The 24,375-nt window shown below is 62.3% G+C and carries 21 protein-coding genes and 1 tRNA gene; 7 read left to right on the top strand and 15 right to left on the bottom strand.

Annotation, left to right across the window (positions count from 1 at the left end; translation table 11 throughout):
• Positions 1-61 precede the first annotated feature (61 nt).
• From EEB12_RS24140 to EEB12_RS24105, 8 genes are all read right to left on the bottom strand, one after another.
• Complete coding sequence (locus tag EEB12_RS24140; RefSeq protein ID WP_141488627.1) at positions 62-817, bottom strand: enoyl-CoA hydratase/isomerase family protein; 756 nt, start codon at positions 815-817, stop codon at positions 62-64.
• Positions 818-937: 120 nt separating this feature from the next.
• Positions 938-1,789 carry a Bax inhibitor-1/YccA family protein gene (locus EEB12_RS24135; RefSeq protein ID WP_007728810.1) on the bottom strand — a complete coding sequence of 284 codons (852 nt, stop codon included), beginning with the start codon at positions 1,787-1,789 and terminating at the stop codon, positions 938-940.
• A 177-nt stretch (positions 1,790-1,966) separates the two neighbouring features.
• Positions 1,967-3,103 (bottom strand): class I SAM-dependent methyltransferase, encoded by a 1,137-nt coding sequence (locus EEB12_RS24130; protein WP_141488626.1) that lies wholly within the window; start codon positions 3,101-3,103, stop codon positions 1,967-1,969.
• A gap of 73 nt (positions 3,104-3,176) precedes the next feature.
• Positions 3,177-3,863 carry a nitroreductase gene (locus EEB12_RS24125; protein ID WP_021345059.1) on the bottom strand — a complete coding sequence of 229 codons (687 nt, stop codon included), beginning with the start codon at positions 3,861-3,863 and terminating at the stop codon, positions 3,177-3,179.
• A gap of 68 nt (positions 3,864-3,931) precedes the next feature.
• Entirely contained in the window at positions 3,932-4,837 is a 906-nt protein-coding gene (locus tag EEB12_RS24120; RefSeq protein WP_046378941.1) for a TIGR03619 family F420-dependent LLM class oxidoreductase, read from the bottom strand.
• Positions 4,838-4,840: 3 nt separating this feature from the next.
• On the bottom strand, positions 4,841-5,692 hold the full coding sequence (locus EEB12_RS24115) for an SDR family NAD(P)-dependent oxidoreductase (RefSeq protein ID WP_141488625.1): 852 nt from the start codon (positions 5,690-5,692) through the stop codon (positions 4,841-4,843).
• 46 nt (positions 5,693-5,738) lie between these two features.
• Positions 5,739-8,144 carry a putative bifunctional diguanylate cyclase/phosphodiesterase gene (locus EEB12_RS24110; protein ID WP_181447532.1) on the bottom strand — a complete coding sequence of 802 codons (2,406 nt, stop codon included), beginning with the start codon at positions 8,142-8,144 and terminating at the stop codon, positions 5,739-5,741.
• Positions 8,137-10,440, bottom strand: a complete 2,304-nt coding sequence (locus EEB12_RS24105; protein ID WP_249346597.1) for a putative bifunctional diguanylate cyclase/phosphodiesterase — start codon at positions 10,438-10,440, stop codon at positions 8,137-8,139. The genes EEB12_RS24110 and EEB12_RS24105 overlap by 8 nt, the downstream gene beginning before the upstream one ends.
• 297 nt (positions 10,441-10,737) lie before the next feature.
• On the opposite strand from EEB12_RS24105, the gene EEB12_RS24100 reads away from it, so the two are divergent.
• The 3 genes from EEB12_RS24100 (at position 10,738) to EEB12_RS24090 (ending at position 13,135) form a co-directional block, all read left to right on the top strand.
• Entirely contained in the window at positions 10,738-11,415 is a 678-nt protein-coding gene (locus tag EEB12_RS24100; RefSeq protein ID WP_007728823.1) for a tellurium resistance protein TerA, read from the top strand.
• 290 nt (positions 11,416-11,705) lie between these two features.
• Entirely contained in the window at positions 11,706-11,900 is a 195-nt protein-coding gene (locus tag EEB12_RS24095) for a hypothetical protein (protein WP_029255862.1), read from the top strand.
• A gap of 548 nt (positions 11,901-12,448) precedes the next feature.
• Positions 12,449-13,135 (top strand): hypothetical protein, encoded by a 687-nt coding sequence (locus EEB12_RS24090; protein ID WP_070385465.1) that lies wholly within the window; start codon positions 12,449-12,451, stop codon positions 13,133-13,135.
• A gap of 95 nt (positions 13,136-13,230) precedes the next feature.
• Here the strand turns inward: EEB12_RS24090 and EEB12_RS24085 are convergent.
• The 6 genes from EEB12_RS24085 to EEB12_RS24060 all read right to left on the bottom strand — a co-directional run bounded on the left by EEB12_RS24085 (position 13,231) and on the right by EEB12_RS24060 (position 17,911).
• Positions 13,231-13,307 (bottom strand) — tRNA-Leu (locus tag EEB12_RS24085).
• Between the two features lie 34 nt (positions 13,308-13,341).
• Positions 13,342-14,307 (bottom strand): Ppx/GppA phosphatase family protein, encoded by a 966-nt coding sequence (locus EEB12_RS24080; RefSeq protein WP_060939525.1) that lies wholly within the window; start codon positions 14,305-14,307, stop codon positions 13,342-13,344.
• On the bottom strand, positions 14,304-14,849 hold the full coding sequence (locus EEB12_RS24075; protein ID WP_020908542.1) for a DUF501 domain-containing protein: 546 nt from the start codon (positions 14,847-14,849) through the stop codon (positions 14,304-14,306). Before EEB12_RS24075 ends, EEB12_RS24080 begins: the two co-directional genes overlap by 4 nt.
• A complete protein-coding gene (locus tag EEB12_RS24070) occupies positions 14,846-15,577 on the bottom strand; it encodes an FtsB family cell division protein (RefSeq protein ID WP_042952506.1) in 732 nt (243 codons plus the stop codon). Before EEB12_RS24070 ends, EEB12_RS24075 begins: the two co-directional genes overlap by 4 nt.
• 20 nt (positions 15,578-15,597) lie before the next feature.
• A complete protein-coding gene (eno, locus tag EEB12_RS24065; RefSeq protein ID WP_019744628.1) occupies positions 15,598-16,884 on the bottom strand; it encodes a phosphopyruvate hydratase in 1,287 nt (428 codons plus the stop codon).
• Between the two features lie 214 nt (positions 16,885-17,098).
• Positions 17,099-17,911 (bottom strand): lytic transglycosylase domain-containing protein, encoded by an 813-nt coding sequence (locus EEB12_RS24060; protein ID WP_019744629.1) that lies wholly within the window; start codon positions 17,909-17,911, stop codon positions 17,099-17,101.
• Between the two features lie 140 nt (positions 17,912-18,051).
• On the opposite strand from EEB12_RS24060, the gene efeU reads away from it, so the two are divergent.
• Genes efeU through efeB form a run of 3 tightly spaced genes read left to right on the top strand, consistent with a single transcriptional unit; the run spans position 18,052 to position 21,379 of the window.
• Positions 18,052-18,975 (top strand): iron uptake transporter permease EfeU, encoded by a 924-nt coding sequence (gene efeU, locus EEB12_RS24055; RefSeq protein WP_141488726.1) that lies wholly within the window; start codon positions 18,052-18,054, stop codon positions 18,973-18,975.
• The gene (gene efeO / locus EEB12_RS24050) at positions 18,968-20,098 is read left to right on the top strand and encodes an iron uptake system protein EfeO (RefSeq protein ID WP_019744631.1); all 1,131 of its coding nucleotides are present in this window, start codon (positions 18,968-18,970) and stop codon (positions 20,096-20,098) included. Before efeU ends, efeO begins: the two co-directional genes overlap by 8 nt.
• Complete coding sequence (gene efeB, locus EEB12_RS24045; protein WP_141488624.1) at positions 20,099-21,379, top strand: iron uptake transporter deferrochelatase/peroxidase subunit; 1,281 nt, start codon at positions 20,099-20,101, stop codon at positions 21,377-21,379.
• Here the strand turns inward: efeB and EEB12_RS24040 are convergent.
• Positions 21,352-22,488 carry a glycosyltransferase gene (locus tag EEB12_RS24040; RefSeq protein WP_019744633.1) on the bottom strand — a complete coding sequence of 379 codons (1,137 nt, stop codon included), beginning with the start codon at positions 22,486-22,488 and terminating at the stop codon, positions 21,352-21,354. The genes efeB and EEB12_RS24040 overlap by 28 nt on opposite strands.
• 116 nt (positions 22,489-22,604) lie before the next feature.
• On the opposite strand from EEB12_RS24040, the gene EEB12_RS24035 reads away from it, so the two are divergent.
• On the top strand, positions 22,605-24,371 hold the full coding sequence (locus EEB12_RS24035) for an alpha/beta hydrolase (RefSeq protein ID WP_258537207.1): 1,767 nt from the start codon (positions 22,605-22,607) through the stop codon (positions 24,369-24,371).
• Positions 24,372-24,375 lie beyond the last annotated feature (4 nt).

The raw sequence follows: 24,375 nt of genomic DNA, 5'->3' as shown, positions 1-24,375 counted from the left end.
TGAGCACGTCGAAAGCGGCCGCCCGGCTTCTGCCGGGCGGCCGCTTTCGTGTGGTCGTGTTTCAGGTAGTCGTGAATTTCCGAGCAAAACTCCCCAACTCGCGAATCAACGCTCGTGCAGCGTCGTCCTCACGCTGCACAGCGGCGCGGGCTTCGTCGGCCCAACCGTGGCGGAGCAGTCGCTTGGCTGCAAGGACTGCCGGTCCGATGTTGGCGGCAATCTGCTCGGCACTCTCGCGGGCGCGTGCCTGTACCTGGTCGGCCGGTAGGGCAGCGGTCGCCAGTCCGTAGGCGGCAGCTTCGATGCCGCCGAGCCACCGGGCCGACAGGATCAGCTCGGCGGCTCGCTGTGTTCCGATCACCTTGGGCAGCAACCAACTACTGGCAGCTTCGGGAGCTGTACCCAGCGACGTGAACGGTGCCCGCAGACGTGCGTCCTCGGCAACGTAGACGACGTCACAGTAGAGCAGCATGGTCAGGCCAATACCGACTGCTGCGCCGTGCACCGCGGCGATCAAGGGCTTCGGGAACTCCACCAGCGCAACGACCAGCGGCGCGAATGCGTGGCCGAAGTCTGAATTGTCGGCGCCTGGTTCGGCGAGTGCGCGTAGGTCGACGCCACTGGAAAATGCCTTGCCTGCGCCCTCGACGATCACCACGGCCACGGCCTCGTCCGACGCCGCATCGTCAAGCGCCTTGGTCAACGCTCGGAAGCCGGCCGCATCGAAAGCGTTCAGGCGGCTCGGATTGTTGAAGGTCAGCGTTCGCACTGCTCCGGCATCCGCCACAAGCACGGGTTCGGTGGTGTTTGTCGACATTCGCTCCCCTTCGCTCCAAACCAAGCAGTTGCTAGGCATCCAAGCACCGTAACCGCCCACAGACGACAAAAGAAGGGCCCCTCGCGGGGCCCTTCTTCGTGTTACGGAACGACTCGAGAACTAGTCGTTGTTGAAGTAGCTCAGCAAACGCAGGATCTCGACGTACAGCCAGACCAAGGTGACGGTGAGGCCGAATGCGACGCCCCAGGCTGCCTTCTCGGGCGCCTGTGCGCGGATCAGCTGATCAGCGGCATCGAAGTCGAGCAGGAAGCTGAAGGCTGCGATGCCGATGCAAACGAGGCTGAAGATGATGGCGAGCGTTCCGCCGTCACGCAGTCCCAGCCCGCCGTCGACGAAGAAGCTCGCGACGAGGTTGCCGAGCGCCAGAACGACAACGCCGATCAACGCGCCGATGATCATTCGCGTCAGACGCGGTGTCACCCGAATCGCGCCGGTCTTGTAAACCACGAGCATGCCGAAGAACACGCCGAATGTTCCGAGGACCGCCTGAGCGATCAGTGCCGATCCGCCGACGCCACCGAATTGAATATCGGTGAACATGAACGACAGCGCACCGAGGAACAGACCCTCGGCGACGGCGTACGCCAACACGATTGCCGGGTTGTCCATCTTGCGACCGAACGTCGCGACCAGAACCAGAACGAGGCCGACGAGACCGCCGCCGATGACCAGCGGGGCTGCAAGGTCGGCGTTGTTGTTGACGAGGAAGTACGACACCAGCGCCGAGATCGTCAGCACACCGAGCGTGATGCCCGTCTTGGTGACGACGTCGTCGATCGTCATGGCCCGCGAGGTGGGACCGGTCTGGTACGGCTCGGCCGGAGCGTACTGCGGCTGACCGAACTGCTGGGTTGCCTGCGAGGCGCCCGCCGTCGCAGATCCGAACGAGGCGTATCCGTTGCCCTCTTGCTTGGGCAGATTGCGGAACACCGGGTTGCTGGTGGTGCGCACCGTGATCATCCCTTCATCGTGGTGGCCTACGACGGGTGCGTCGCGGGTTCGCCGTACGGATCCGAGTTTCCGACACGGTCCGTGTACCTAACTAAAAGTAAAGCACTCGTAATTTACAACGTCGAAGCGTCGGTTGTAGTTCCCGGCGCATTTCCGGAAGATCAACACTCTTCGATACTAGGACGGTTTGACCGACTTCATCACGATGAACTTCGCGTTCTTCGCCATCGCCTCGCTCGGACCCACCGCGGCTTTCAGCGGTTCGCGATACCCCAGATGCGCGTTGTGAACAGTCCACAACTCGCCACCCGGACGCAGGACGCGACCGGCGGCTTCGAACATCTTGAGTGCTCCGCCGGTGTGCACCGCCGCGCCGACGTGGAACGGCGGGTTCAACAGAACCAGATCGGCACTCGCACTGGGCAACGAACTCACGGCGTCGTCGCGCAGGCCGCTCACCCGATCGCCGACGCCGTTAGCAGTTGCGGTCGCCAGAGCGGAAGCGACGGCTGCCGAGGACTGATCCGTTGCGATCACGTGGACATCCGGGAACTTACGCGCGATCGCCGCCGCGAGAATGCCGCTGCCACAACCCAGATCGATCACGTCGCTCAGCGGATCGACCGCAATCTTTCCGAGGTTCTCCAGGAGCAACCGGGTGCCGATGTCCAGGCTCGCACCGGCAAACACGGCGCCGTGAGCAACGACGTCGAGGTCGAACTCGTCGAGGCGTTCGGTCATCGGGAACGTGATGGCAACATCGGTCTTCGGTTCCGATGCCTTGAGTACGCGGGACTTCTGACGCCCACGCGAGGCGCTGACGTCGGAAAACGATTCGCCGAGAACCTTGTTCATCGCCGGGGTGATGTGCTTGTCACGCCCACCGGCGAAGACACGAACCGCCGGGTCGGCGTGGAGCGCGATCAGCTGAGCGATCTCGGCAAGTTCAGCGAGGCTACGCGGCAATTGCATGAGCACGACGCGGGCGCCGCTGAGCAACTCCTCGTCCAGTCCGTGGGAGGTGAAGGCGTCACTGAAACCGAGTTCGCGCGCATTGTTCGCGAGGGCCAACTCTCCGGTGAGCGGATCCTGGTGAACCCGCACGCCGGCGATTCCGTGAACGAGCGCAACACCGGCGGTCAGCGCACCGTAGTGATCGCCGATCACGACGACGGTGCCCGCCAGTGCCGCAGCAAGAGCGTCGGCGGCCTCGTCGAGGATCAGACGATCAGCCGCGTCGACGGCAAAGAGATTGGGTGCCTCGACATCGGGGAATCGGCGCAGACGATCGAACAGTTCGGGTGTGTCGGACATGCCACCAGTCTTTCAGGTGAATCAGCTCAACACTCAATCCCTGGAAGTGCAGGTGATCAGTTCGACATCCACATCAGTTCGACATCCACTGCACGACGTTGTCGACGGTTTCGCGTTCGGTGCGGAATCCGTTCACCGGGTGGTCGGTATCTGGGTATCCGAACGAGATCGCGCACACGACCTTGCGAGTGTCGTCGATGCCGAAGTGCTCGTGAATGAACTTGGAGCTACCCGCGAGCGCCGCCTGCGGAATGGTGGCCACCCCCAGGCTCTGGGCCGCGAGCAGGAAGCTGTTCACGTACAACCCACAGTCGACGGCGCCGTAGGTGCCCAATGCCTCGTCGGTGGTGATGATCGCGACGTGGGGAGCGCCGAAGAGCTCGAAGTTCTTCATCGTCTGTGCCGCGGAACCGGCGCGGTCACCGTGCTCGATTCCGACGCTCGAATAAAGCGCCATCGCACAGTCGAACCGACGCGACTTGTAGATGCCCTGGTACTCGCGGGGGAACTCGAAGTCCGACTCCTGGGCGTTGGCCATCACGTATTCACCGAGCCCGGCGCGGAATCGCTCTGTGCCCTCCCCTTCGGTGATCGCAACCTGCCACGGTTGCGTGTTGCACCACGACGGCGTCTTCTGCGCCAGCCGAAGGATCTCCTCGATCACCTCACGTGGCACCTGACGGTCCTCGTAGGCGCGGCAGCTGATCCGGGCATCGAGCAACGCTTCCAGGCTCGTATCCACGACGATGCTCTCGGTCATGTGTTCTCTCCTCGATCAGGCTGCACTACAACACTTCGCACGATAGAACTATCGCTTCAACGCAATAGTCATCGGGTCACCTTTGCGAAGGCCGACACCAGCTCGCCGAACTCCGACATCGCCGTGTCCGGATCCGGATCAACAGCTGCCAGCGCGACCAGCACATCGGTAGCACCGGATTCGAGCAGCTGTTCGGCACCGATCATCGTCGCCGGGAGATCGATCGAACCGTCAGCCCCGCGAACAACGGTCAGTCGCCCACGGACCTGCAATTCCGCTGGATCGCGTCCGAGATCCGCCATGGCCTTCCCGATGACATCGATCCCTTCACGTAGGTCGTCGTCTGCGGCGCCCATGATCGGAATCCACCCGTCACCCCAGGTTGCGACGCGTCGTACGACGGCTTTGGAGAGCGAACCGGATACCCAGATCGGGATTCCAGCGGCTGGACGGGGCGCGCAATACACGTCGTCGAACTTCAGACGAGGAGTGTCGATGCTCGCCGGCGCCGAACTCCACAGGGCCCGGCACACAGCGAGAGCGTCGTCGAGCAACGGTCCTCGTTTACCGAAGTCCATACCGACCGCGTCGTATTCGCGTTGCTGCCAACCGGTTCCGACGCCAAGGTCGAGGCGGCCACCGGACAGCAGATCGAGTGTCGCGGCAGTCTTGGCAAGTACCGCTCCCCCGCGAAGCGCCGCGATGACGATTCCGGTCCCCAAGCGAATTGTCTTCGTCTGTCCGGCAACAAAAGCCAGGACGGTCAGCGGTTCGAGCCAGTTGGCGTCAGGCTCGGTGGGGAACGCCGACCACGTGTATGCCGAGTTGTCCGAGCCCATCACCACATGATCGGTGACGAGGACCCGGTCGAAGCCGGCAGCTTCCGCGCTCTGACAGACCTGCACGAGTTTCCCGTAGGAGTTCTCCGCGAGAGTGGTGCCGAAATTGGGAACGTTCAGACTGAAAGTTGTCATGTGTCAAGCCTTTCGGGGCCGGTTGGTCCAGCCGCCTTCTTCGGTGGGGAACCAGCCTCCGGCAGCGTGCGAGCCGCCGTCGACGTGGATGACGGTTCCGGTGATGTATCTCGCCAGGTCTGAAGCCAGGAACAGCGCGGGGCCGGCGATGTCGACCGGCTGGCCCGGTCCACCCAACGGCGCCCATGCCGGCCACTTGTCCCAGTCGTCGGCAGGGACGATCCTGCGATACGGCACCTGTACCGACTCGATCAGATCCGGGGCAATGGCGTTGACGCGCACTCCGGTTCGACCGATCTCCACACCAAGACTTCTGGTGAACTGCGTCAGCGCGGCCTTGTATGCCGAGTACATGGTGTGGCCCGGGATCGCTCGATGCGCCTCCACCGTCGTCAGGTTCACGATCGATCCACCGGCTCCGCGATCGATCATGCCGGGAAGCAGGGCATGGGTCAGGCGCACGACGTGATCGAAATTGATGTTGCCCGCCTCGGACCAGAATCCTGGATCCGTACCGGTGAACGCTGTCGGCGGGTTCAGGAAATGACCCACATTGTTCACCACAACGTCCGGCGCGAACTCGGTCAACGCGACGGGGACCTCCTGCGCACGCACGTCGTACTCGAGATGGTTGATCGAACCACCTGCAGCTGAGTCGAATTCGACCTCGCCCAGCGGTGCCATGTCCACAACCAGAACTGACGCGCCATGCGAGGCAAATGTTCGAACGATCGCTGCGCCGATTCCCTGGGAACCGCCTGTGACCACTGCCTTCTTACCCACCAACATCGGCCCTGGGAAGTACGCCGATCCGACCACCACGAAGACACCCTTCTGCAGTTCGATGTGAATCACTTCGGCGTACCGTCACACATCGATCGCCAAAACGGGCGCAAAGTTCTCACTCAGTGGTAGCCGCGACACCCAGCCTGCTCGGACCACCTGGTCGCTCATTCAAATAGTCCGGAATCTCGGCTGCCCGTATCGGCATTCCCTCCAAGTACCCCTGGATCACGTCACATCCGCACTCCGTCACTATCGCGCGCTGCCTCTCCGTCTCCACGCCCTCGGCAACGGTGTCCAGCCCGAGAGATTTGGCAATCGCGATGACGGCTCGCAGGACAGCGAACCTCGAATTCGAGGGATCCGCGTCCAGCGGTGCGACGAACGCCCGATCGATCTTCAACCGATCGAGCGGCAGCCGGGCCAAGCTGGCAACCGAGGAGAACCCTGTACCGAAGTCGTCCATCGCAATCGCGATTCCGAGCGCCGAGAGCTGTACCAACACATCTCGGTCGGCATCGTCGATGACCAGCGATTCGGTCACCTCGATCTCGAGTCGGCTGGGGTGGAGGTTCACCTCGTTCAGTGTCTGGCGTACCGATTCGACGTATCGACTCGAACGCAGTTGCACCTGAGAAACATTGACGGCAACCCGAATGTCCTCCGGCCACGTTGTCGCTGCCGTGCAGGCAGCCCGCAAAACACCTGCACCGATCGGCACGATCAAGCCGGTTTCCTCGGCGACCGAAATGAAGTCTCCCGGCGAGACGAGACCTGACGTCGGATGGTTCCACCGCAGCAGAGCCTCGAACCCGACAACAACTCCCGTCGCGGCTGAAACCTGCGGTTGATAGACCAACTCGAACTCTTCGTCGATCAACGCACGACGAAGATCCAACAGTGCTCTGGCCCGACCTGTCGCACGATCCCGCAAAGTCGCATCGAAGGCGCGAATCTGGTTCCGACCGCTCTCCTTTGCGTGGTAGAGCGCGAGGTCCGCAACAATCACCAGGTCTTCGAGGCTGTCGGCGTCGTCGGGCATCGAGCCGTACCCCAGACTGGCACGAATGCGAATCTGGTTGCCGACCAGTGAAAATGGTCGTTCGAATGAGTCGAGAATCGTTTGGAATCGTTCCTCCACCTCATCTGCACTCGCGATGTCGTCGAAGGCGGAGTCGTCGAAGGCGGAGTCGTCGAAGGCGATGGCAAACTCGTCACCCCCCAGTCGCCCACAGATCTCGTTCGATCGCAGAACGCTGTGCAGCCTGCTCGCAACATCGCGAAGCACGTCGTCTCCGACGTGGTGTCCCAACCGGTCGTTGATCGACTTGAAGTTGTCCAGGTCCAGAATCGCCAACCACACTCTGCGTCCGTCCCGAAGCCTCGACGAGAGCTGAGAGTTGAAGCTGTACCGATTCTTGAGCCCGGTCAGCGAATCGACTTCCGCCAGTCGCAAGATATTTTGACGCTGGTGATAAGAGTGCGTGATATCGGATCCGACACCGCGCCACCCGTAGTCCGCCCCGTCGCCGCTGGCGGGGTGACCTGACATCGACCACCAGCGAGTATCGCCCCGTACGACAACTTGCATGGTGAGGTCCCGAAACGCCGTCCCGGCTTGAAAATTCGCGGTGAGAAGATCAAGGGACTTCCTGCCCGCATCTGTTCGAGATGCGCCGATCCCGATCAGGATCTCGTGCATGGTGCGGCCCCGAATCTGCGCTGCCGGTAAACCGACCTGCTCGGCAAATCGATACGACACGGTACTGGCGATACCGCGCGAATCGGTTTCCCAGAGCCAATCCTGCGCTCCGTCTTCGAGATCGTTGAGCAACAATTCGACGAGATCTCGTTCGTCCTCGGCTACGAGTTCGGCGCGTAGCCGTCTCTCGAAGAGGTTGGCCAACAGCAAAGTTCCGCTGTAGAGCGAACCTACGAAGATGACCAGCACCCCGATCAGTACATAGCGCGAGGGTTCCGGCTCGGTCCAGAATCCCCCCGCCAACCCAAGCCCAACCAGTCCGATCCATATCAGCGTGAATCCGCGAAACATCAATGTCGGGAAAACGCCGACTGCGATGCCTCCCATCAATGTCGAGGTCAGCACCAATTCGTTACCAGGATCCAGGATCGGGAACAGCACCAGCGCCAGGCACGCGAGCAAGACCCCCCACACGACGACCTGGGTTGTGAGTACAACCAATTCGGTGGTCTGCGACTCCGAAACCCCCAGCCGCGAGCGCCCCAGCCAATAGAGGCTGAACACGATGCTCGACACGGCCACGACGCTCGGCCATACCCAGCGGAACATCCCGGTATCTGCCGGCAGAAGCACCACGATCGTCGAAAGCGCGATAGCAGCGATCAGGAAGGCCCACGGCAGTACTCGCGACGTGAACTCCAGGCGTCGGTTGAGAAGTCGGTGACGATCGTAATCCGAAAGGTGGTCGTCAGAACCTCGTCGACCGAGCCTGCGCACGGTGGTTACGACTCGACGTCTGCGTACCACCGCCGGGTCATCCACGTCGGCCTGCTGTCGCCAGCGCCACTGCCTGGACAGACATGACTTCGCCGGCAGCACGCCCCTGCACCGTCCGCACCCCCGCAGCCGCAACGGCCTTCAGTTGCTCCTCGCTGTCCACCCCCGAGACAACGACCTCCATTCCCAGTGCGTCGACCAGATCCACGAGCGCTTCGAGGATCGGCCGCCCGCCGGGCGCCGCACCGGAAATGGAGCGTTCGATGCGCACTCGCGTGAACGGAAGGCCGGACAGTGATGCAAGGGAGGAGAATCCGGCTCCGAACTCGTCGACCGTCAGCGATACTCCCATCTCCGCGATGGCATGCAACGCGGCTCTGGACTGGTCGGTAATGACAGAGGACTCGTCGAGTTGGAGCTCGAACTGCCCTGCCCTGGCATCTGATCGACGAAGCGAGTCGCCGACCGCCTCGATGAACGCCTCCGATTCGAGCTGACGCGTCGATACCGCGACGGCTACCCGCAGGTGATCAGGAAGACGCGACGCCGCCTCGCACGCCAACTCGAAGACTGTCGTTCCTAGTGAATAAGCCAAACCGGTGTCGTCTGCCACGCTCATGAATTCGGCGGACGTCACAGCTCCGAGGCGGGCGTTGTGCCAGACCACGCGGACCTCCACGGCCACGATCTCGCGGGAGAGCACGTCGATCCTGGGCAGCAGCTCGAGTTCGAGGTCCTTCTCCGCGACGGTGTTTCCCAGATCTTCGAGCAGGCGGGCCCGCCGATCGGCCACGGACTTCATCGAGTCTCGATATTCACGCACGGCCCCGCGCCCAGATTCCTTTGCCGCGAACAATGCGAGGTCCGCAGCGCCCATCATTTCGTCGGCGGAGGACGGCAGTTCGGCGGGGAGGTAGTACCCGATGCTGCATCCGATCTCCAACCGCGTGCCGGCCACTGTGATCGGCTCATGCAGAGTTTCGATGTAGCGGCCGAGCAGAGTACGAACTTGCGAACTGTCACCCATGTCGGTGAAAAGAATCGCGAACTCGTCTCCACCCAGACGTGCGAACAACTGTGACATTCCGCCGGCTTCGGACAGGCGATCCGCGACCTCTCGCAGAACCGCGTCGCCAACGGTGTGACCCAGTGTGTCGTTGACCGATTTGAAGTTGTCGAGGTCGAGCATCGCCAACGCGAGACCACTTTCGCTTGTGTACGGATCACGCAGCAGTCGCTCGAGCTCGGTCCAGAAGCTGTGCCGGTTCGGCATGCCGGTCAGTGCGTCCACGCGACCCATCCGCACGATCTCGTCACTCTGCAGTTTCACTTCCGTGACGTCGGAACCGACTCCTCGCCAGACGAACTCGTCAGGTGTGCGGCCGGGGCGCGGGCGTCCGGAGATCTGCCACCACCGGATTTCACCGTGCACTCGGACCGGAACGAGCACGTCGACGAATGCGGTCTTCGTGTGGCGGGCTTTCTGCAACTCCATGAGCGCATCGATTCCGCCGGGGATCCGTAGAGTGCCCAGCTCCATGAACAGGTCTTGCCACGCCGTTCCCTGCAACTCGGCGGAGTCCAGCCCCGCTTCGGATGCGAGCCGCGTCGGGATTCGGTTGAATTTGCCTTTCTGGTCCGTCTCCCACACGAAGTCCCCGGCGTTGCCTTCGAAGTCTTCGAGCAGCATCTGCACAACCGATCGTTCCGATGCTGCGCGCAGCTCGGCTCGGTAGCGAGATTCCAGGTTGCCCGAGACCACTATCGTGCCGCCGATCAGAGCTGCTCCGTACACGATCAATCCGATGAGAATTCGTTCGAACTCGGGCCCCGGTTGGAGCCAGAACGCCACGCCCAAAATCACGAGATTCGACAGGACCCAGGTGAGTCCGACGATCCGCAACATCGCGGTAGCCACGGCTCCGGCGCCGGTGATAGACGCGGACGCCGCCGTGAGGATCAGATCGCCGGAATCGTCCAGGATCGGATACAGGACCAGGGCGAGCGAGGAATACAGGATCCCGACTACAGCAAATTCGACGATGAGAAACGCGTAGGACATCCGGTACGTGGGTGCGATCAGGTTGAAATGAATGGCGAGACCGACGCACATCCCCACCAGCCCGATCACTCCGGACAGGAATGGCCACAGGCGCGGCAACGGTCCGCTGTCCGGCGGAATCACATACAACGTCAGCCCGAGTGTGACGACGAGGTGGACAGCAGCGGCCCACGGCAGCACGCCGAAGGTGACGGCTATCTGCTCACGAGTGACGTCATCGCGCTGCGCGGGCGTCAATCTTTCTCGCTGGTGGGGTTGCAGAAGAGACAGGACCGACATCACTTACCTCCCGCTCCCACGACGCAATTCGAATCGGACGTCCGACTCAGCAATTCTCTCGTAATTAGGCACTGCGGTGCCAACCAGTACGTCCGACCTATTTCGGAGTCAGGTCTGCCCACAGACACAGTAATCAGCAAACTACTGGTCTGCCGGTAGTTGGTGCGGCAAGTTTGATGCCGATGGGTTGAAATCAGACATGAGGGACAATGGCCGGAGATCGCCGATCACGTCGGTGGAGATTCCTCGACGGGTAACACGATCGGACTCATTCGAGTTCAGACAAGGACTATCACGATGGCAATCGACTACACCCGACGTTCCGGCGAGTCCACTCCGTCGCAAGCACCGGTCAGCCTGAGCAAGATCACGCTCACCAAATCGGCACCGACGGTCAACCTCGCGAAGGCGGGTGAACGACAAGGCAATATGCGCGTGAACCTCAACTGGTCGCAGGGAGCACCACCGAAGAAGACCGGTTTCCTCGCCAAACTCGCCGGCGCAGGTTCTGGCGCGGTCGACCTGGACCTCGGATGCCTGTACGAACTTGCCGACGGGTCCAAGGGAGTAGTTCAGGCCTTGGGCAACAGTTTCGGTTCACTGACTTCTCCGCCCTACATCTCCCTCGACGGCGACGACCGAAGTGGTGCGAACACCGGCGGCGAGAACATGCACGTCAATCTCGGTGACCCAAGCGCTTTCCGGCGAATCCTGATCTTCGCGATGATTTACGACGGCGCCCCCAACTGGGCGGCCGTGGACGGCGTCGTCACCCTGTATCCCACCAACGGCCCCGAGGTGGAAGTGCGGCTCGATTCGGCCAGCAACCAGGAGCGGTTGTGCGCAATCGCTCTCATCCAGAGTTCAGGTCAGGGCGTGACGGTGACCCGCGAAGTTCAGTACATCAACGGCAGTCAGTCAGATCTCGATCGGGCCTACAACTGGGGAATGAAATGGGCGGCTGGACGAAAGTAGGTGTCGCGGGCGGGGTGTCCCCCATCCGAATGACAATGTCTGAATCGTCCACAATGTCGCAAATTACTGGATAGTGTCGAGAAGTGGGGTCGGACATGAGGGGTCACGCTCGACACCGATAGTGGGTCGGTGACGCTATGTGCTTGGCGACACCGACGTTCGACCGGAAAGGCCCTCGATTTCCCCCGAGATCGAGGGTCTTTTCGTATCTTGCGTCACTGTTCGGACCCCTTTTATTAGTTGATCATTAAACTAAGCGTTCGTCCAACATGTACCGATGGAGAACGTGAATGTCCACGAATTCAGACCGACGCCCGCGCCTGCCCGTGAGAATCGCCTACCTCACCGCGGGAGTTCTCTTTGTCGCCGCCATGCTCCTGCTGGCAAGCGTCGTCAACCCTGACCGGGACCGCGATTTCTCCATGAACCACGTCCCCGCGGGGACGTCGGTGACTTCCGTCGTCGCCACCACTGACCTCGGCTAACGAAGGTACTGGTACGTAAGTGGCGCGCGTCACGAACTGTGGGTACCTTCAACGCCAATGGTTCGCCGTAGGTCGGTATTGAGAGGGACGGCCAACCACTGCCCTGCCTGGTTGCCCCACCCAAGCAGGCAGGGCACCCCTTCAACTCCATCGACTTTTCTGCGGATCCACGCCGACGCACTCTGGCGTCCGGACAGTTTCACCGCAGCGCCTGCAGTAATGGGTCCGATGCCCGCCATTCTCGGTCGAGGCACACCCGCACACCTCCCAGCCGACGAGGCACGTATTGGCCGTCAGCGGGTGTCCGTTCGGGCAGCGGTCCGGGGATCGCTCGGTTAGCCGCATCTCCACATTTTCGCACACACGTTCGATGCCTTGGTACTGCACACTGCAAATTCGATTGCACCGGCCGCTTCCGGTCAGCCCGAGCGCAACTATCCCTTCTGTCACTTCGGTCTGCTTTAATACGAAGGCTTTGTCGGGGGTTTACCAATGTCCGAAGTTGTCGAGTTTCTGCGAGCACACGCAGGCGAACACGGGGTTGAACTATGGGTTTCTTCAAGAAGGCGGCTGTGACTGCTCTAGCGGTCGCTGCAGTCGGAGCATCAACAGGGATCGCATCAGCTGATCCGTCGACCGACGTGAATTACGAAGCGAAGATCGTCGACAAGTCGATCGTCACCACTATCGACGCCGGGCTGTTCAAGGTATCCGGCGACGGCCACTCCGTCGTCTTGCAGGACAGCAAGGGAGCCGACCTTGTTTCCCTGCCTCTCGCATACAACCTCGGGGATCTACAGTTCCCCTTCGATCGCACGATCAGTGAAGACGGTAAGACCCTCACGCTGACACCGATCACCGATTCGTCGAAGGCAACACCTCGACCCGAGAGTGCGCCTGCGGCAAAGGAATGGACGCCGGTAGCTTCGCCCGAGGAAAATGATCGGGCGATTGCGCACTTCCAGAGTCAGCTCGGTCTCGGCACTCAGGTCGGCAGCCTGCTCGGCACCATCGTCGGTGCCGGAATCGGTTGCGCTGTCGGTGCTCCGCTGGGCTTGACCATCGTCGGACTCCCCGTCGCTGCGGCACTGTGCCTGGGTGGTCTCGCAACAGGAGCCGGAATCGGCGGTGTCGCCGGAACGATCCTCGGTGGCGGCGGCGCGGCTGTCGTAGCCGGCATCGACCTCGTCAACACACTGAATGCGCCTGCCGGAACGACCGTCTGGGCCCAGTAGCCACTTGGTGGGTCAGTCGTTGCTCCACGGAAAACCCCGCCCGTCCGTATGAGGACGAGCGGGGTTTTTCGATTCCACGGACAGGCGGATTTACTTGGTGCCCCCAGTCGGACTCGAACCGACACTTGACGGATTTTAAGTCCGTTGCCTCTGCCAATTGGGCTATGGGGGCCTTGACGCACCCGACTGGTCGGGTGCGTCGGGAATCAGACTATCGGGTGGGTCTGAGCTATCGACATCGCGATGCCGTCGAGGATGTCGTGTTCGCTGACAACCAGTTCGGTGATCCCGGCTCTGGCTTCGAATGTCTGAGCCAGCACCGTGGTGATGATCGCTCCGCCGCCGATGACGTCCACCCGCCCCGGATGCATCGGTCCGAAGGCGGCGCGATCAACCCGAGGCATGGCGGTAAGTCGCTCGCACACGTCGAAAAGTTGCTTGAACGGAATCCTCGACAGGTGCACCTTCTCGGCGTCGTACTCCGGGAGTTCCTGAGCAATCGCGGCCAGCGTCGTCATGGTTCCAGCGACACCCACCCAGGTGTGCGCCTTCTCGACGGGCACGGCCTCGAATGCCTCGGCCAATTTCGCGGTCGCAAAAGCCGTCGCCTCGGAAACCTGCTCTGCCGTAGGCGGATCCGACGGTAGGCATCGCTCAGTGACGCGCACACAGCCGATGTCGGTGGAGTACGCAGCCTGGACGCCCGACGCGTCGCCGAGGACAACTTCGGTGGACCCGCCGCCGAGATCGACTACCACGAAGGGGCCCTCGGAGGGATCAAGTTCTCCCACAGCACCACCGAACGAGAGTCGCGCCTCTTCGTCGCCGGTGATCACCTCCGCTCCGGATCCGGGAATCACCGCACCGAGCACGTCCCGCGTCATCGTGAAGAAGTCTTCCCGATTCGCAGCGTCGCGAGTAGCCGACGTCGCGACCATTCGAACGGCGGTTGCTCCGGCATCGGCGATCATCGACGCGTACTCGACCAGCGCGACCCGGGTGCGTTCGATGGCCTCGGGCGCGAATGTCCCTGTCGCATCAACACCTTGGCCCAGTCGCACGACGCGCATCTCGCGGCGGACATCCACCAGACGGCCGTCGGCGCCGACGTCGGCGATCAGCAGTCGAATGGAGTTGGTACCGCAATCGACTGCGGCAACACGGCGAGTCACCGGTCGGCGGTGTCGGCATCGTCGATGCCAGGCCAGTCCGCGGGAATTGCAGTTCCGCGGAGCTTTCCGTGGCCGGCCAAGGCAACGGACTCGTCACCGAGCGGATTGACGCCGGGACCCTTGGCAAGCGAATGCGCCATCAGCACGTGCAAGCACTTGACGCGATCCGGCATCCCGCCACCGGCAAAGTCGGTTCCGAGAGATTCGATCGCGTCCCGCTCGGCAAGGTACGACTCGTATGCCCGCCGGTAGGCCGCGGCAAGTTCCGGATCCTGGGTCAGGCGTTCAGTCATTTCACGCATGACACCGGCGGATTCCTGACGGCTCGCTTCGGCCGTCAGTCGCGGGTCGGTGAGGTAGTACAACGTCGGGAACGGTGTTCCGTCCGGAAGTTTGGGGGCAGTCTTGACGACGCCGGGCTGACCGTCCGGGCTGCGGTACGCGATCTCGATCACTCCGCGTGGCTCACGGCCCAATTGAGCGGCAACGGCGTCGAGATCCGCTTGTGAAACCTGTGGGGAATTTTCGGACGTGTTGCTCACCCGGTGGGTACTCCTTGTTCTTCTGGCTCTATCGGCGCCAACGGCATCGGGGCCGGTGTCGTCGTCTCGGGAACCACTGGCGGTTCCGAAATCGTTTGCCACAGATCGCGATACCACGGACCTGTCAGCGGTGTTTCCTTTTCCTGCTTCTTCTCGGGTTCCTTGTAGTCGCCGGGAAGCTGAACCTGAAAGGGGGTCTCGCCCGGTTTGACGTACCGAAGGCGTTCTCGTGCAAGAGCTTCGATGTACGCAGGGTCGTCGAAGCGCGCGTTCTGGCCCTGCAGCTTTCGCAGTTCTTCCTCGAGCACCTGACGTTCGGCCGCCACCTGTGCGGCATCCGAACGCTGGCTGATGTACGTACGCAGCGGCACTGCCAGTGTCAGCGCCAGCATGAGCACAACCATCGCGAGCACAACGGCCCGACTGGTAGACAAGCCGAAAATGGTGTTGTCCGACTTCGGAAGCCGAGACCAGAACTTGTTGGTTCCACTCTTCCCCCGGGCCGACTTCGACCCACGCGCCGACGCTTTCTCAGCGGAGACACCCGGTTGCGCGGGGTCTGTCACAGCGGAATCAACTGCTGCCGGATCGACCGAAGATGCCGGTTCCGACGCGCGTGGGCGTCGAGCACTGTCACGACGCGCACGCGACGGTGTGTCCCCACGACGGGAACCACGACCCCCCGGACTTCCGCCGGGGGATCGTGGCTTACCGCGCTGTGCAGACACTACTGAATCTTAGATTTCCGTCAGGCCTCGAAAGCGAAGCGCGGGAACGCAACCTCGCCGGCGTAACGTGCTGCGTCGCCGAGGTTCTCCTCGATACGCAGCAGCTGATTGTACTTGGCAACGCGCTCGCTGCGGGCCGGAGCACCGGTCTTGATCTGACCGCTGCCGACGGCAACCGCGAGGTCGGCGATGGTGGTGTCCTCGGTCTCGCCGGAACGGTGGCTCATCATCGTCTTGTAGCCGTTGCGGTGAGCGAGATCGACGGCGTCGAGGGTCTCGGTCAGAGTGCCGATCTGGTTGACCTTCACCAGGAGTGCGTTTGCCGCACCCTTGACGATGCCTTCTTCGAGGCGCTCGGGGTTGGTGACGAAGAGGTCGTCGCCGACGAGCTGGACCTTGTTGCCGATCTGATCGGTGAGTGCGACCCAGCCGTCCCAGTCGTCTTCGTCGAGCGGATCCTCGATGGAAACGAGCGGGTAGGCGTCGATGAGCTCGGCGTAGAACGCCGCCATCTCGGCCGCGGTGCGGTTCTTGCCCTCGAACTTGTAGCCGGTGCCATCGGTGTAGAACTCGGTGGCGGCGACGTCGAGAGCGAGCGCGACGTCGGTGCCCAGCTTGAGGCCGGTCTTGTTCACGGCGATCGTGATGAGGTCGAGTGCTTCCTTGGTGCCCGCGACGTCGGGAGCGAATCCGCCTTCGTCACCAAGACCGGTGGAGAGGCCCTTCTCCTTGAGGACCGACTTCAGGGAGTGGTAGACCTCGGCACCCCAGCGCAGCGATTCCTTGAAGCTCGGCGCGCCGATGGGAGCAACCATGAACTCCTGGACGTCGACACCGGTGTCTGCGTGCGCGCCACCGTTGAGGATGTTCATCATCGGGACAGGGAGAACGTGAGCGTTGGGGCCACCGACGTAGCGGAACAGCTCGAGGCCCGAGGACTCGGCAGCGGCGCGAGCCACGGCAAGCGAGGCACCGAGCAGAGCGTTTGCGCCCAGACGCGACTTGTCCGGGGTGCCGTCTGCGTCGAGCAGCGCCTGGTCAACCGTGCGCTGCTCGGTTGCGTCGATGCCGATGATGGCCGGAGCGATCTCGCCGAGCACAGCCTCCACGGCCTTCTCGACGCCCTTTCCGCCGTAGCGTGCGCCACCGTCGCGCAGTTCGACGGCTTCGTGCTCACCGGTGGAAGCACCGGACGGCACCGCAGCCCTGGCGAAACTTCCGTCTTCGAGCAGAACCTCGACCTCAACCGTGGGGTTGCCACGTGAATCAAGGATCTCGCGAGCTCCGACCTGCTCAATACTGGCCACTGTGTGGTTCTCCTTCGAATGGGCTTCGCATTGGGGCACGCTCTGCGTGCTTGACACTTGGGCTCCGACCCCTCCGGTCGAAAGAGGACCACGATCGCGGCTGGGCCTCTGCAGTGCCAGCACCTCTGTAGTGCCAGCACACAGCCTAACCGCACGGGCCGAAGGCTTCTTTATCGACGCGCGGTCACGGGCCCGACCTGCGGATCGATCGCCGTCAGTCCGGCCGTACCCCGACTGAATACGCCGACGCACGATCACGAACGAGCGCGAGATAGTCGCCCGAGAGGTTGTACGCCATGAGCGCCTGCTGCCACCCGGCAGCGGCAGTGAGGTCTCCCCCGCGTGCACACAGGTAACGGGCGGCGGTGAGGGCAGCGTCGTCGATGTTGTCCGGGTCCACCCGGCCGTCGCCGTTGGCGTCGACTCCCCATTTGAGCCACGTCTCAGGGATGAACTGCATGGGCCCCATCGCACGGTCGTGCACTGGATCGCCGTCCATCGCCCCGCCGTCGGTGTCGGGGATCTCGGCAACTCCCGGGCCGCCGTCCAGAGGGATTCCCCGAATGGTCGGGGCGACCTGGCCGAACGCATCGACCGACGAACCGTCGTAGGTCCCGTGGCGGCTCTCGACGCTGCCGATACCGGCCAATGTCGTCCACCCGATTCCGCAGCTGGGAAGCGTCTCGGCCATGACCGCAGCGGCGTACCCGTATGCCTCGAGTGCCGTCGTCCCTATCCCGATGTCGTCCGACAATCCCGCGGCCCAGTCGGCGAGTTGATCAGCACTGCGGCCGGGGGCATTGATGTCGATCGGTGGCGTCGGAGAGCCGGTACCTGGGGGTATGCCCTCCGGAATGGCTACTTTCGGTTCGTTCGATCCACACGCCACGATGCCTGCGCCCAGCAAGGCTGTTCCGGCAGCTACTGCGGCTACGACTCTCGAGAGACGCCGGGGACTTCTGCGGGCTGCGGGAGTTCGGTACACCCTTCCATCATCCACATGCGAGCGAAGTACTCCCGAATCCATTGGTAAAGAACAGTAAAAGTACAGGTCAGGGCGTGGTTCACCACCGATTGTGGAGTATCTTCTTCTGAGTTAAGGCTGGCCTAGCCTCATACGTTCGGCAGAAGCTGTCGCACTCACTCAGTCAGGAGTCGCCCGTGCCCGTGTCGGTACTCGCTGCCGCGAGCACACCATCAGTTGCCACCCAGTTATTCGGTAGTGGCCTGATCGGTCTGCGCGAAGGCCTCGAAGCGGGCATCGTGGTGATGATTCTCGCTGCCTACCTCGTGAAAGCTCAGCGCAGGGATGCACTCAAATGGGTGTGGCTCGGCGTCGCGATCGCCGTCGCAATGGTGGCGATCATCTTTTTCGCGATCCACTACGGAACGTCGACGGTCGACGGCCTGACCGCAGAGATCATCGCGGGCGTTGCCTCCCTGGTCGCCGTCGTCATCGTCACGATCATGGTCCTGTGGATGCGCACGGCTGCGAAGAACATTTCCGGCGATCTGAAAGCGGGGATGGAGAAGGCGTTGATCGCCGGCCCCGTCGCCATCTTGTCGCTGTCGTTCTTCGCGGTCGGTCGTGAAGGCGTCGAGACAGCGTTGCTCATGGTCGGATACGCCGAGAACACCGCAGGCAGCTCCTGGCCGTTGGTCGGACTGCTCCTCGGAATTCTCCTGGCCGCCGTCTTGACCGTCGCCATGTACTTCGGCGCCCTCCGGCTCAACCTGACGACGTTCTTCCGGTACACGGCGATCTTCCTCATCGTCGTAGCCGCCGGAATCCTCTCGTACGGTGTTCGCGCTCTACAGACCGGAAATGTGCTTCCGGGCGGTTCGAATCTCGCGTTCAACCTGACGCCCGGCTACGACCCGTCGACCTGGTACGGCACCGTCCTCGCCGGAATCTTCAACTTCCGCCCGGATCCGACGGTCCTGCAAGCCGTCGCGTGGGTCGTCTACCTCGTAGTCGTCCTAGCGCTCTTCCTGCGTCCCTTCCGTCGAAGCCAACCGAGCCGACGGCCCCGCCTGCGCACGACACACACGTTCCCGAAAAATCCTGAGAGGCATTGCCGACATGCGTAAATCCACCCTCGTACTGGCCACGGCTGCGGTACTTCCCTTCTCCCTCGCCGCGTGCACCGAGAAGACGACGGCGAGCGACGGCGACATCGTCGTCACGGCCACCGACGATTCGTGTGACGTCAGTGCCACCACCGGGACCACTGGCAGTTCGACGTTCCAGGTGACGAACAACGGCTCGAAGGTCACCGAGTTCTACGTCTTCGCCGAGGGTGATCGAGCGATGGGCGAAGTCGAGAACATCGGCCCCGGCCTTACCCGGCAGCTGATCGTCTCTCTCCCCGAGGCTGCGACCTATCAACTCGCGTGCAAGCCGGGCATGGTCGGAACCGGCATCCGCCAGGACTTCGTCGTCACGGGCGATTCGCAGGCGGCCACCGACGAGAGCGGACAACTCGCCGAAGCTGCCGACGGCTACCGGCGGTACATCCGCAGCCAGATCGTCGCGCTGCAGGACACCGCAGCTCAGTTCGTCGCCGCCGTCCAGTCCGGCAACGTCGACCAGGCGAAGGCACTGTTCCCGATCGCACGTACCTACTACGAGCGCATCGAGCCCGAAGCCGAGAGCTTCGGCGAACTCGATCCCAAGCTTGACCTGCGCGAAGCGGACCTGGAGCCCGGTCAGGTCTGGACGGGATTCCACCGCCTCGAGAAGGATTTGTGGGTTACCGGACTTCAGCCGGATACCAACGCAGTCGCCGATCAACTGCTCGAAGACATTCAGTATCTTGCCGATCAGGTGAACGCCGAGGACTACACGATCGATCCAACCAAGATCGCCGGCGACGCCCAAGGACTGCTCGACGAGATCTCGACCTCCAAGATCACCGGAGAAGAAGACATCTTCTCGCACACCGACCTGTGGGACTTCCAGGCCAACGTCGACGGCTCACAAGCGGCGATCGCGGCACTGAACCCGATTCTGCAGGAACGTAATCCCGAGCTCGCCCAGCGCATCGCGGACCGCTTCGCCGACCTCGACGCCGCTCTGGCGCAGTTCCGGGTCGGCGACGGATTCGTGTACTACGACACCGTCACCGAAGCGCAGCGTCAAGAACTCTCGCGTAAAATCGATGCTCTGTCCGCCGAGGTCAGCCAGGTCCAGGAAGTAGTCGCGGGACAGTAGATGACTGATTCACCAGAAGGCACACCCGCTGCGGAAAACGCAGCACCGCATGCGGTCTCACGGCGCCGACTGTTCGGCGCCGTGGGGGCCGGCGCCGTCCTGGCCGGTGCCGGTGCCGTCATCGGGCGGGTGACCGCCGACGAGAATTCCGGCACCGATCTCGCAGACGTGGTGGCATTCCGCGGCGAGCATCAGGCAGGCATCACGACGCCGGCCCAGGATCGCATGCACTTCGTCGCTTTCGATGTGACGACGAAGTCGCGCGACGAACTGATCACGCTGCTGCAGACGTGGACGGCGATGGCCGAACGAATGACAGCGGGTCAGGAAGCAACCGAGGACGGAGCGACCGGCGACGGTCCGTACGCGCCACCGAGCGATACCGGTGAGGCACTCGATCTCGCGCCGTCGCAACTCACCCTGACCATCGGATTCGGACCGTCACTTTTCGACGACCGTTTCGGGCTCGCAGACAAGAAACCTGCTGCCCTGCTCGATCTCCCCCACTTCCGCGCGGACAACCTCGATCCGAATCGCAGCGGGGGCGACATCGCCATCCAAGCGTGCGCCAACGATCCCCAGGTTGCCGTCCATGCGATCCGCAACCTCGCGCGAGTCGCTTTCGGGACCGCGTCGGTCAAGTGGTCACAACTCGGGTTCGGGCGAACGTCCTCGACCTCGACGACGCAGGCGACACCACGAAATCTGTTCGGGTTCAAGGACGGAACAGCCAACATCAAGGCGGAAGATCCAAACGCACTCGCCCAGCACGTCTGGGTTGATCCCACTGACGATCAGGCCTGGATGGCAGGCGGCTCATTCCTCGTCGCCAGACGAATCCGCATGCTGATCGAGCAGTGGGATCGCGCAGTACTCAAGGAACAGGAAGCCGTCATCGGCCGCTCCAAACGCAGCGGAGCGCCACTCGGCGGCAAAGACGAGTTCGACGAACTTGATCTCGATTCCAAAATGGGCCACGACTTCGTCATCCCGGAGGATTCACACGTGCGCCTGGCCTCTGCCGAGGAACTCGGTGGGATTCAGATCTTGCGCCGCGGATACAACTTCACCGACGGCTCCGACGGCTTCGGCCACCTCGACGCGGGACTGTTCTTCGTTGCGTACTGCCGGAATCCGTTCGAGCAATTTGTTCCGATGCAGCAAAACCTTTCACGACACGATGCGCTGAACGAATACATCCAACACGTCGGTTCTGCCGTCTTCGCGTGCCCCGGCGGTCTCGCCGACGGACACTACTGGGGCGAAACACTGTTCGCGTAGCCGAACACCGGAACACCGGTCCAGGTTGCGATCTCGGAACGAAATCTGCGCACGGAGTACTTCTCGTACGAGCGTGCACCATTCACATCCACCGCGGCGACATCTCGGATGCACTCGGCCACCGATTCCCAACTGTCGTCGTGGAAATGGAGTCCGTCGACACCAGGTGTCACGGTTTCCGAAGCTCCACCAATGCTGTTCGTAATCACGCGCGCACCCGCAGCCATCGCCTCCACCGGCATGATTCCGAAGTCTTCGATCGCCGGAAAGACGTATGCGAGTGCCTGCTGATACAGCGCAAAAAGCAACGCATCCGAGGGGCGACGAACAATTCGAACGGGAACCGACGCAGAGTCAGCCATCGCGCGGAGCCGATCCTCTTCCGGGCCCGACCCTGCGATGACAGCAGCCGTCCCGGCCCGCTCGGCTGCCCGGATCACCCAGTCCAAACGCTTGTACGGAATGAACCTCGAGGCACCGAGAACGAATGGTGATGGCAAACTGGATAGTAGCTGAAGTTCGTTTTCGCTCAAACGGGACCGCCAATCCTCGACGGCAGAGATCCGGTCGACGTCCACCGGGGGGTGGATGACCCGTGACTGCACGCCCCAGGCACGCTCAACCCGTCGACTGACGAACTCGCTGTTCGCTGCGAACGAGGCCCCCTCCGACGCTCTCTTGCGGTCAATTTTGCGCAGAATGGGTGATCCCAGCCTCGCGAGTGGCGAGTTTCCACGCTCGTCCAGTTCGGGGTTCCACACGTACCTGGCGGGGGTGTGCACGTAGACGAATTTCCGGAATCGCGCAGACTGCCCCCTGAATGTTGCGTGATGGGCAAACACGTGGGAGCTGATCAGCGCGAAGTCGTAGTCGCGGTTCTCCAACCCTCGCCAGGTAAACGGCATGACAGGCAATGAGAGCGCTTTGCTACGACGCAATGGCGTTGCAGCGAGCGCACTTTCGTTGACATCGGTTGTCGAGTAACGCCCGGGAGCATCGTTCCACAGACAATACAGGTCAGCGTCCGGATAGCAGTTGACGAACTCGTCCAGCACCTTCTCTGCGCCGCCCGAACGCTCTATCCATTCATGGACGAGTACACCTGACATTTTCGGACTCCTATGCGCTTTTTTGGCGCTCCACAAACCTAGAGATTGCCGGATCGGCACCAAACAGACTACTGGTATGTTTACTAGCAACATACAGGCAACCGATCTTGACCGGAGTGATCACCATCGAGACTCAACTGGCCACGTGGTTCGAGTCGGCAGACAGGCCGTTGCTCGGATTCGTTCACTTGCCCTCTTCAGGAACTGTCCGAGAAGCCGTGGTCATGTGTCCCCCGCTGGGCAAGGAGCACATCGACACCTATCGCGGCATGCGACTTCTCGGCGAAAAACTCGCGGCACAGGGTATGGCCGCTTTTCGTTTCGAGTACGCGGGAGTCGGCGACTCGGCCGGTGCCGAAGACGATCCTGACGCTCTCACCCTCTGGCTGAAGAGCATCGTCAGCGCTGTGGACTATGTCCGACGAGCGGGCGCGGAATCCGTCAGTATCGTCGGACTGAGAGTTGGGGCCCTCCTGGCAGCGTCGGCATTGCAGGAGTGCGGAGCCGTCAACTCGATAGTCCTGTGGGACCCAATTCTGACCGGCCGCAACTACCTCAGGGAACAACGTGCGTTCTACGCGATCAGCGTCGGAGAGGACGATCCCGCCGACTCACGTGTGTCGATCATGGGTGGCGTGCTGGCACCCGAATGCGCCGACCAACTGTCACGTCTCCGCATCACCGGACCATTTCTCGGACGTCCACGCACCCTTCTGGCCGTGAAGTCTTCGGTACTGGACAGCAGGGCTGTCGCCGGGCTCGCAGCAACTCTTGATCCCGAGATGATGATCTTGGAGAACCACGACGCGTTCACGTCGCCTCCCAGTTTCTACGTCGACATCCCCTACACACACATCAGCGAAATCGCACAGTGGTTGGATCGCCACGCGCCCACGAGTTCCTCCGCGTTCACTCCCGCGATCACCACCACAGCTCGCGTCGCGATCACCGAAGTCGGCGAGGAGGTGTTCGAGACGTTGGAACGATTCGGTGCTCAGGAGCTCTTCGCGATCCGCACGCATCCCGCAACTTCTCCCGAATCCGAGGCAGGCAACATATCGACCACCGATGCGCCTCCCGAGCGCGGACTACTGTTCTTCACTACGGCAATCGAGCATCGAGTCGGGCCTGGCCGCTCGTGGGTGACCATCGCTCGTGAGGCCGCGGCTCTCTCGGTCACGAGTCTCCGATTCGACCGACGAGGGGTCGGCGACTCGGGCCCGATCGACGCCGACAATCCGACGTCGGTCTATTCACACGCGGCAGACGAGGACGCACGTACTGCCGTTGCTGCACTCGGCGCAGATCCGAGAAACCTCGTGATGACCGGATTGTGTTCTGGGGCATGGACCTCAGCGTCCATGGCGCTCGAGATGGGTGCGAGATCGACAATACTCGTGAACATGATTCTGTGGTCGGTGAGGCGCAAGAAGTCCCTGATGGATGCTGTCTTGCCGGAGGCTCCTCGAATCGATCCAGGTGCCGAAACCACGAAACTTCCCCTCCGCGGACGGGTGAAAGGCGTACTGCAGTCCCGTCTCCCCTATTCAGCGTGGAAGCTACTGGGAATCAGAGGAATCACGCAGGTTCCTGAGGTAATGCTGGAGGCACTCTGCAAGCGTGGGGTGGATACCACCGTCATCCTCTCCCCCGCGGACGCCGCATGGTTCAATCAGCAACGCGGACCCGAAGGCGTTGCCCGGATGACTCACCGAGGACAAACGTTCGACGCGATCATGCCACCGGTCGGCGATCACCCGTCCTACCATCGTGACCTCCGAAATATCGTGCAAACAAAGACGATTTCTTCGATAGCGAAAGCATTCGGAATTGCGACGGCTCCCCGGGCACACACGGCGAATGCGAACCGGTTCATCGCGTGAACAC

The organism is Rhodococcus sp. WS1 (genome assembly GCF_003797745.1).
Classification (GTDB): Bacteria; Actinomycetota; Actinomycetes; order Mycobacteriales; family Mycobacteriaceae; genus Rhodococcus_F; species Rhodococcus_F erythropolis.
Note: the sequence above shows the minus strand (reverse complement) of the source record. Positions and strands in the feature narration are given on the sequence as shown.

What these genes read in the sequence shown, in the direction of transcription:
- EEB12_RS24130 (WP_141488626.1), bottom strand. Translation starts at nt 3,103, where the DNA reads ATGTCCGACACACCCGAACTGTTCGATCGTCTGCGCCGATTCCCCGAT.
- EEB12_RS24105 (WP_249346597.1), bottom strand. Translation starts at nt 10,440, where the DNA reads ATGTCGGTCCTGTCTCTTCTGCAACCCCACCAGCGAGAAAGATTGACG.
- EEB12_RS24095 (WP_029255862.1), top strand. Translation starts at nt 11,706, where the DNA reads ATGTCCACGAATTCAGACCGACGCCCGCGCCTGCCCGTGAGAATCGCC.
- efeB (WP_141488624.1), top strand. Translation starts at nt 20,099, where the DNA reads ATGACTGATTCACCAGAAGGCACACCCGCTGCGGAAAACGCAGCACCG.
- EEB12_RS24120 (WP_046378941.1), bottom strand. Translation starts at nt 4,837, where the DNA reads ATGACAACTTTCAGTCTGAACGTTCCCAATTTCGGCACCACTCTCGCG.
- EEB12_RS24060 (WP_019744629.1), bottom strand. Translation starts at nt 17,911, where the DNA reads ATGGATTCGGGAGTACTTCGCTCGCATGTGGATGATGGAAGGGTGTAC.
- EEB12_RS24090 (WP_070385465.1), top strand. Translation starts at nt 12,449, where the DNA reads ATGGGTTTCTTCAAGAAGGCGGCTGTGACTGCTCTAGCGGTCGCTGCA.
- EEB12_RS24040 (WP_019744633.1), bottom strand. Translation starts at nt 22,488, where the DNA reads ATGTCAGGTGTACTCGTCCATGAATGGATAGAGCGTTCGGGCGGCGCA.
- efeO (WP_019744631.1), top strand. Translation starts at nt 18,968, where the DNA reads ATGCGTAAATCCACCCTCGTACTGGCCACGGCTGCGGTACTTCCCTTC.
- EEB12_RS24140 (WP_141488627.1), bottom strand. Translation starts at nt 817, where the DNA reads ATGTCGACAAACACCACCGAACCCGTGCTTGTGGCGGATGCCGGAGCA.
- EEB12_RS24125 (WP_021345059.1), bottom strand. Translation starts at nt 3,863, where the DNA reads ATGACCGAGAGCATCGTCGTGGATACGAGCCTGGAAGCGTTGCTCGAT.
- EEB12_RS24100 (WP_007728823.1), top strand. Translation starts at nt 10,738, where the DNA reads ATGGCAATCGACTACACCCGACGTTCCGGCGAGTCCACTCCGTCGCAA.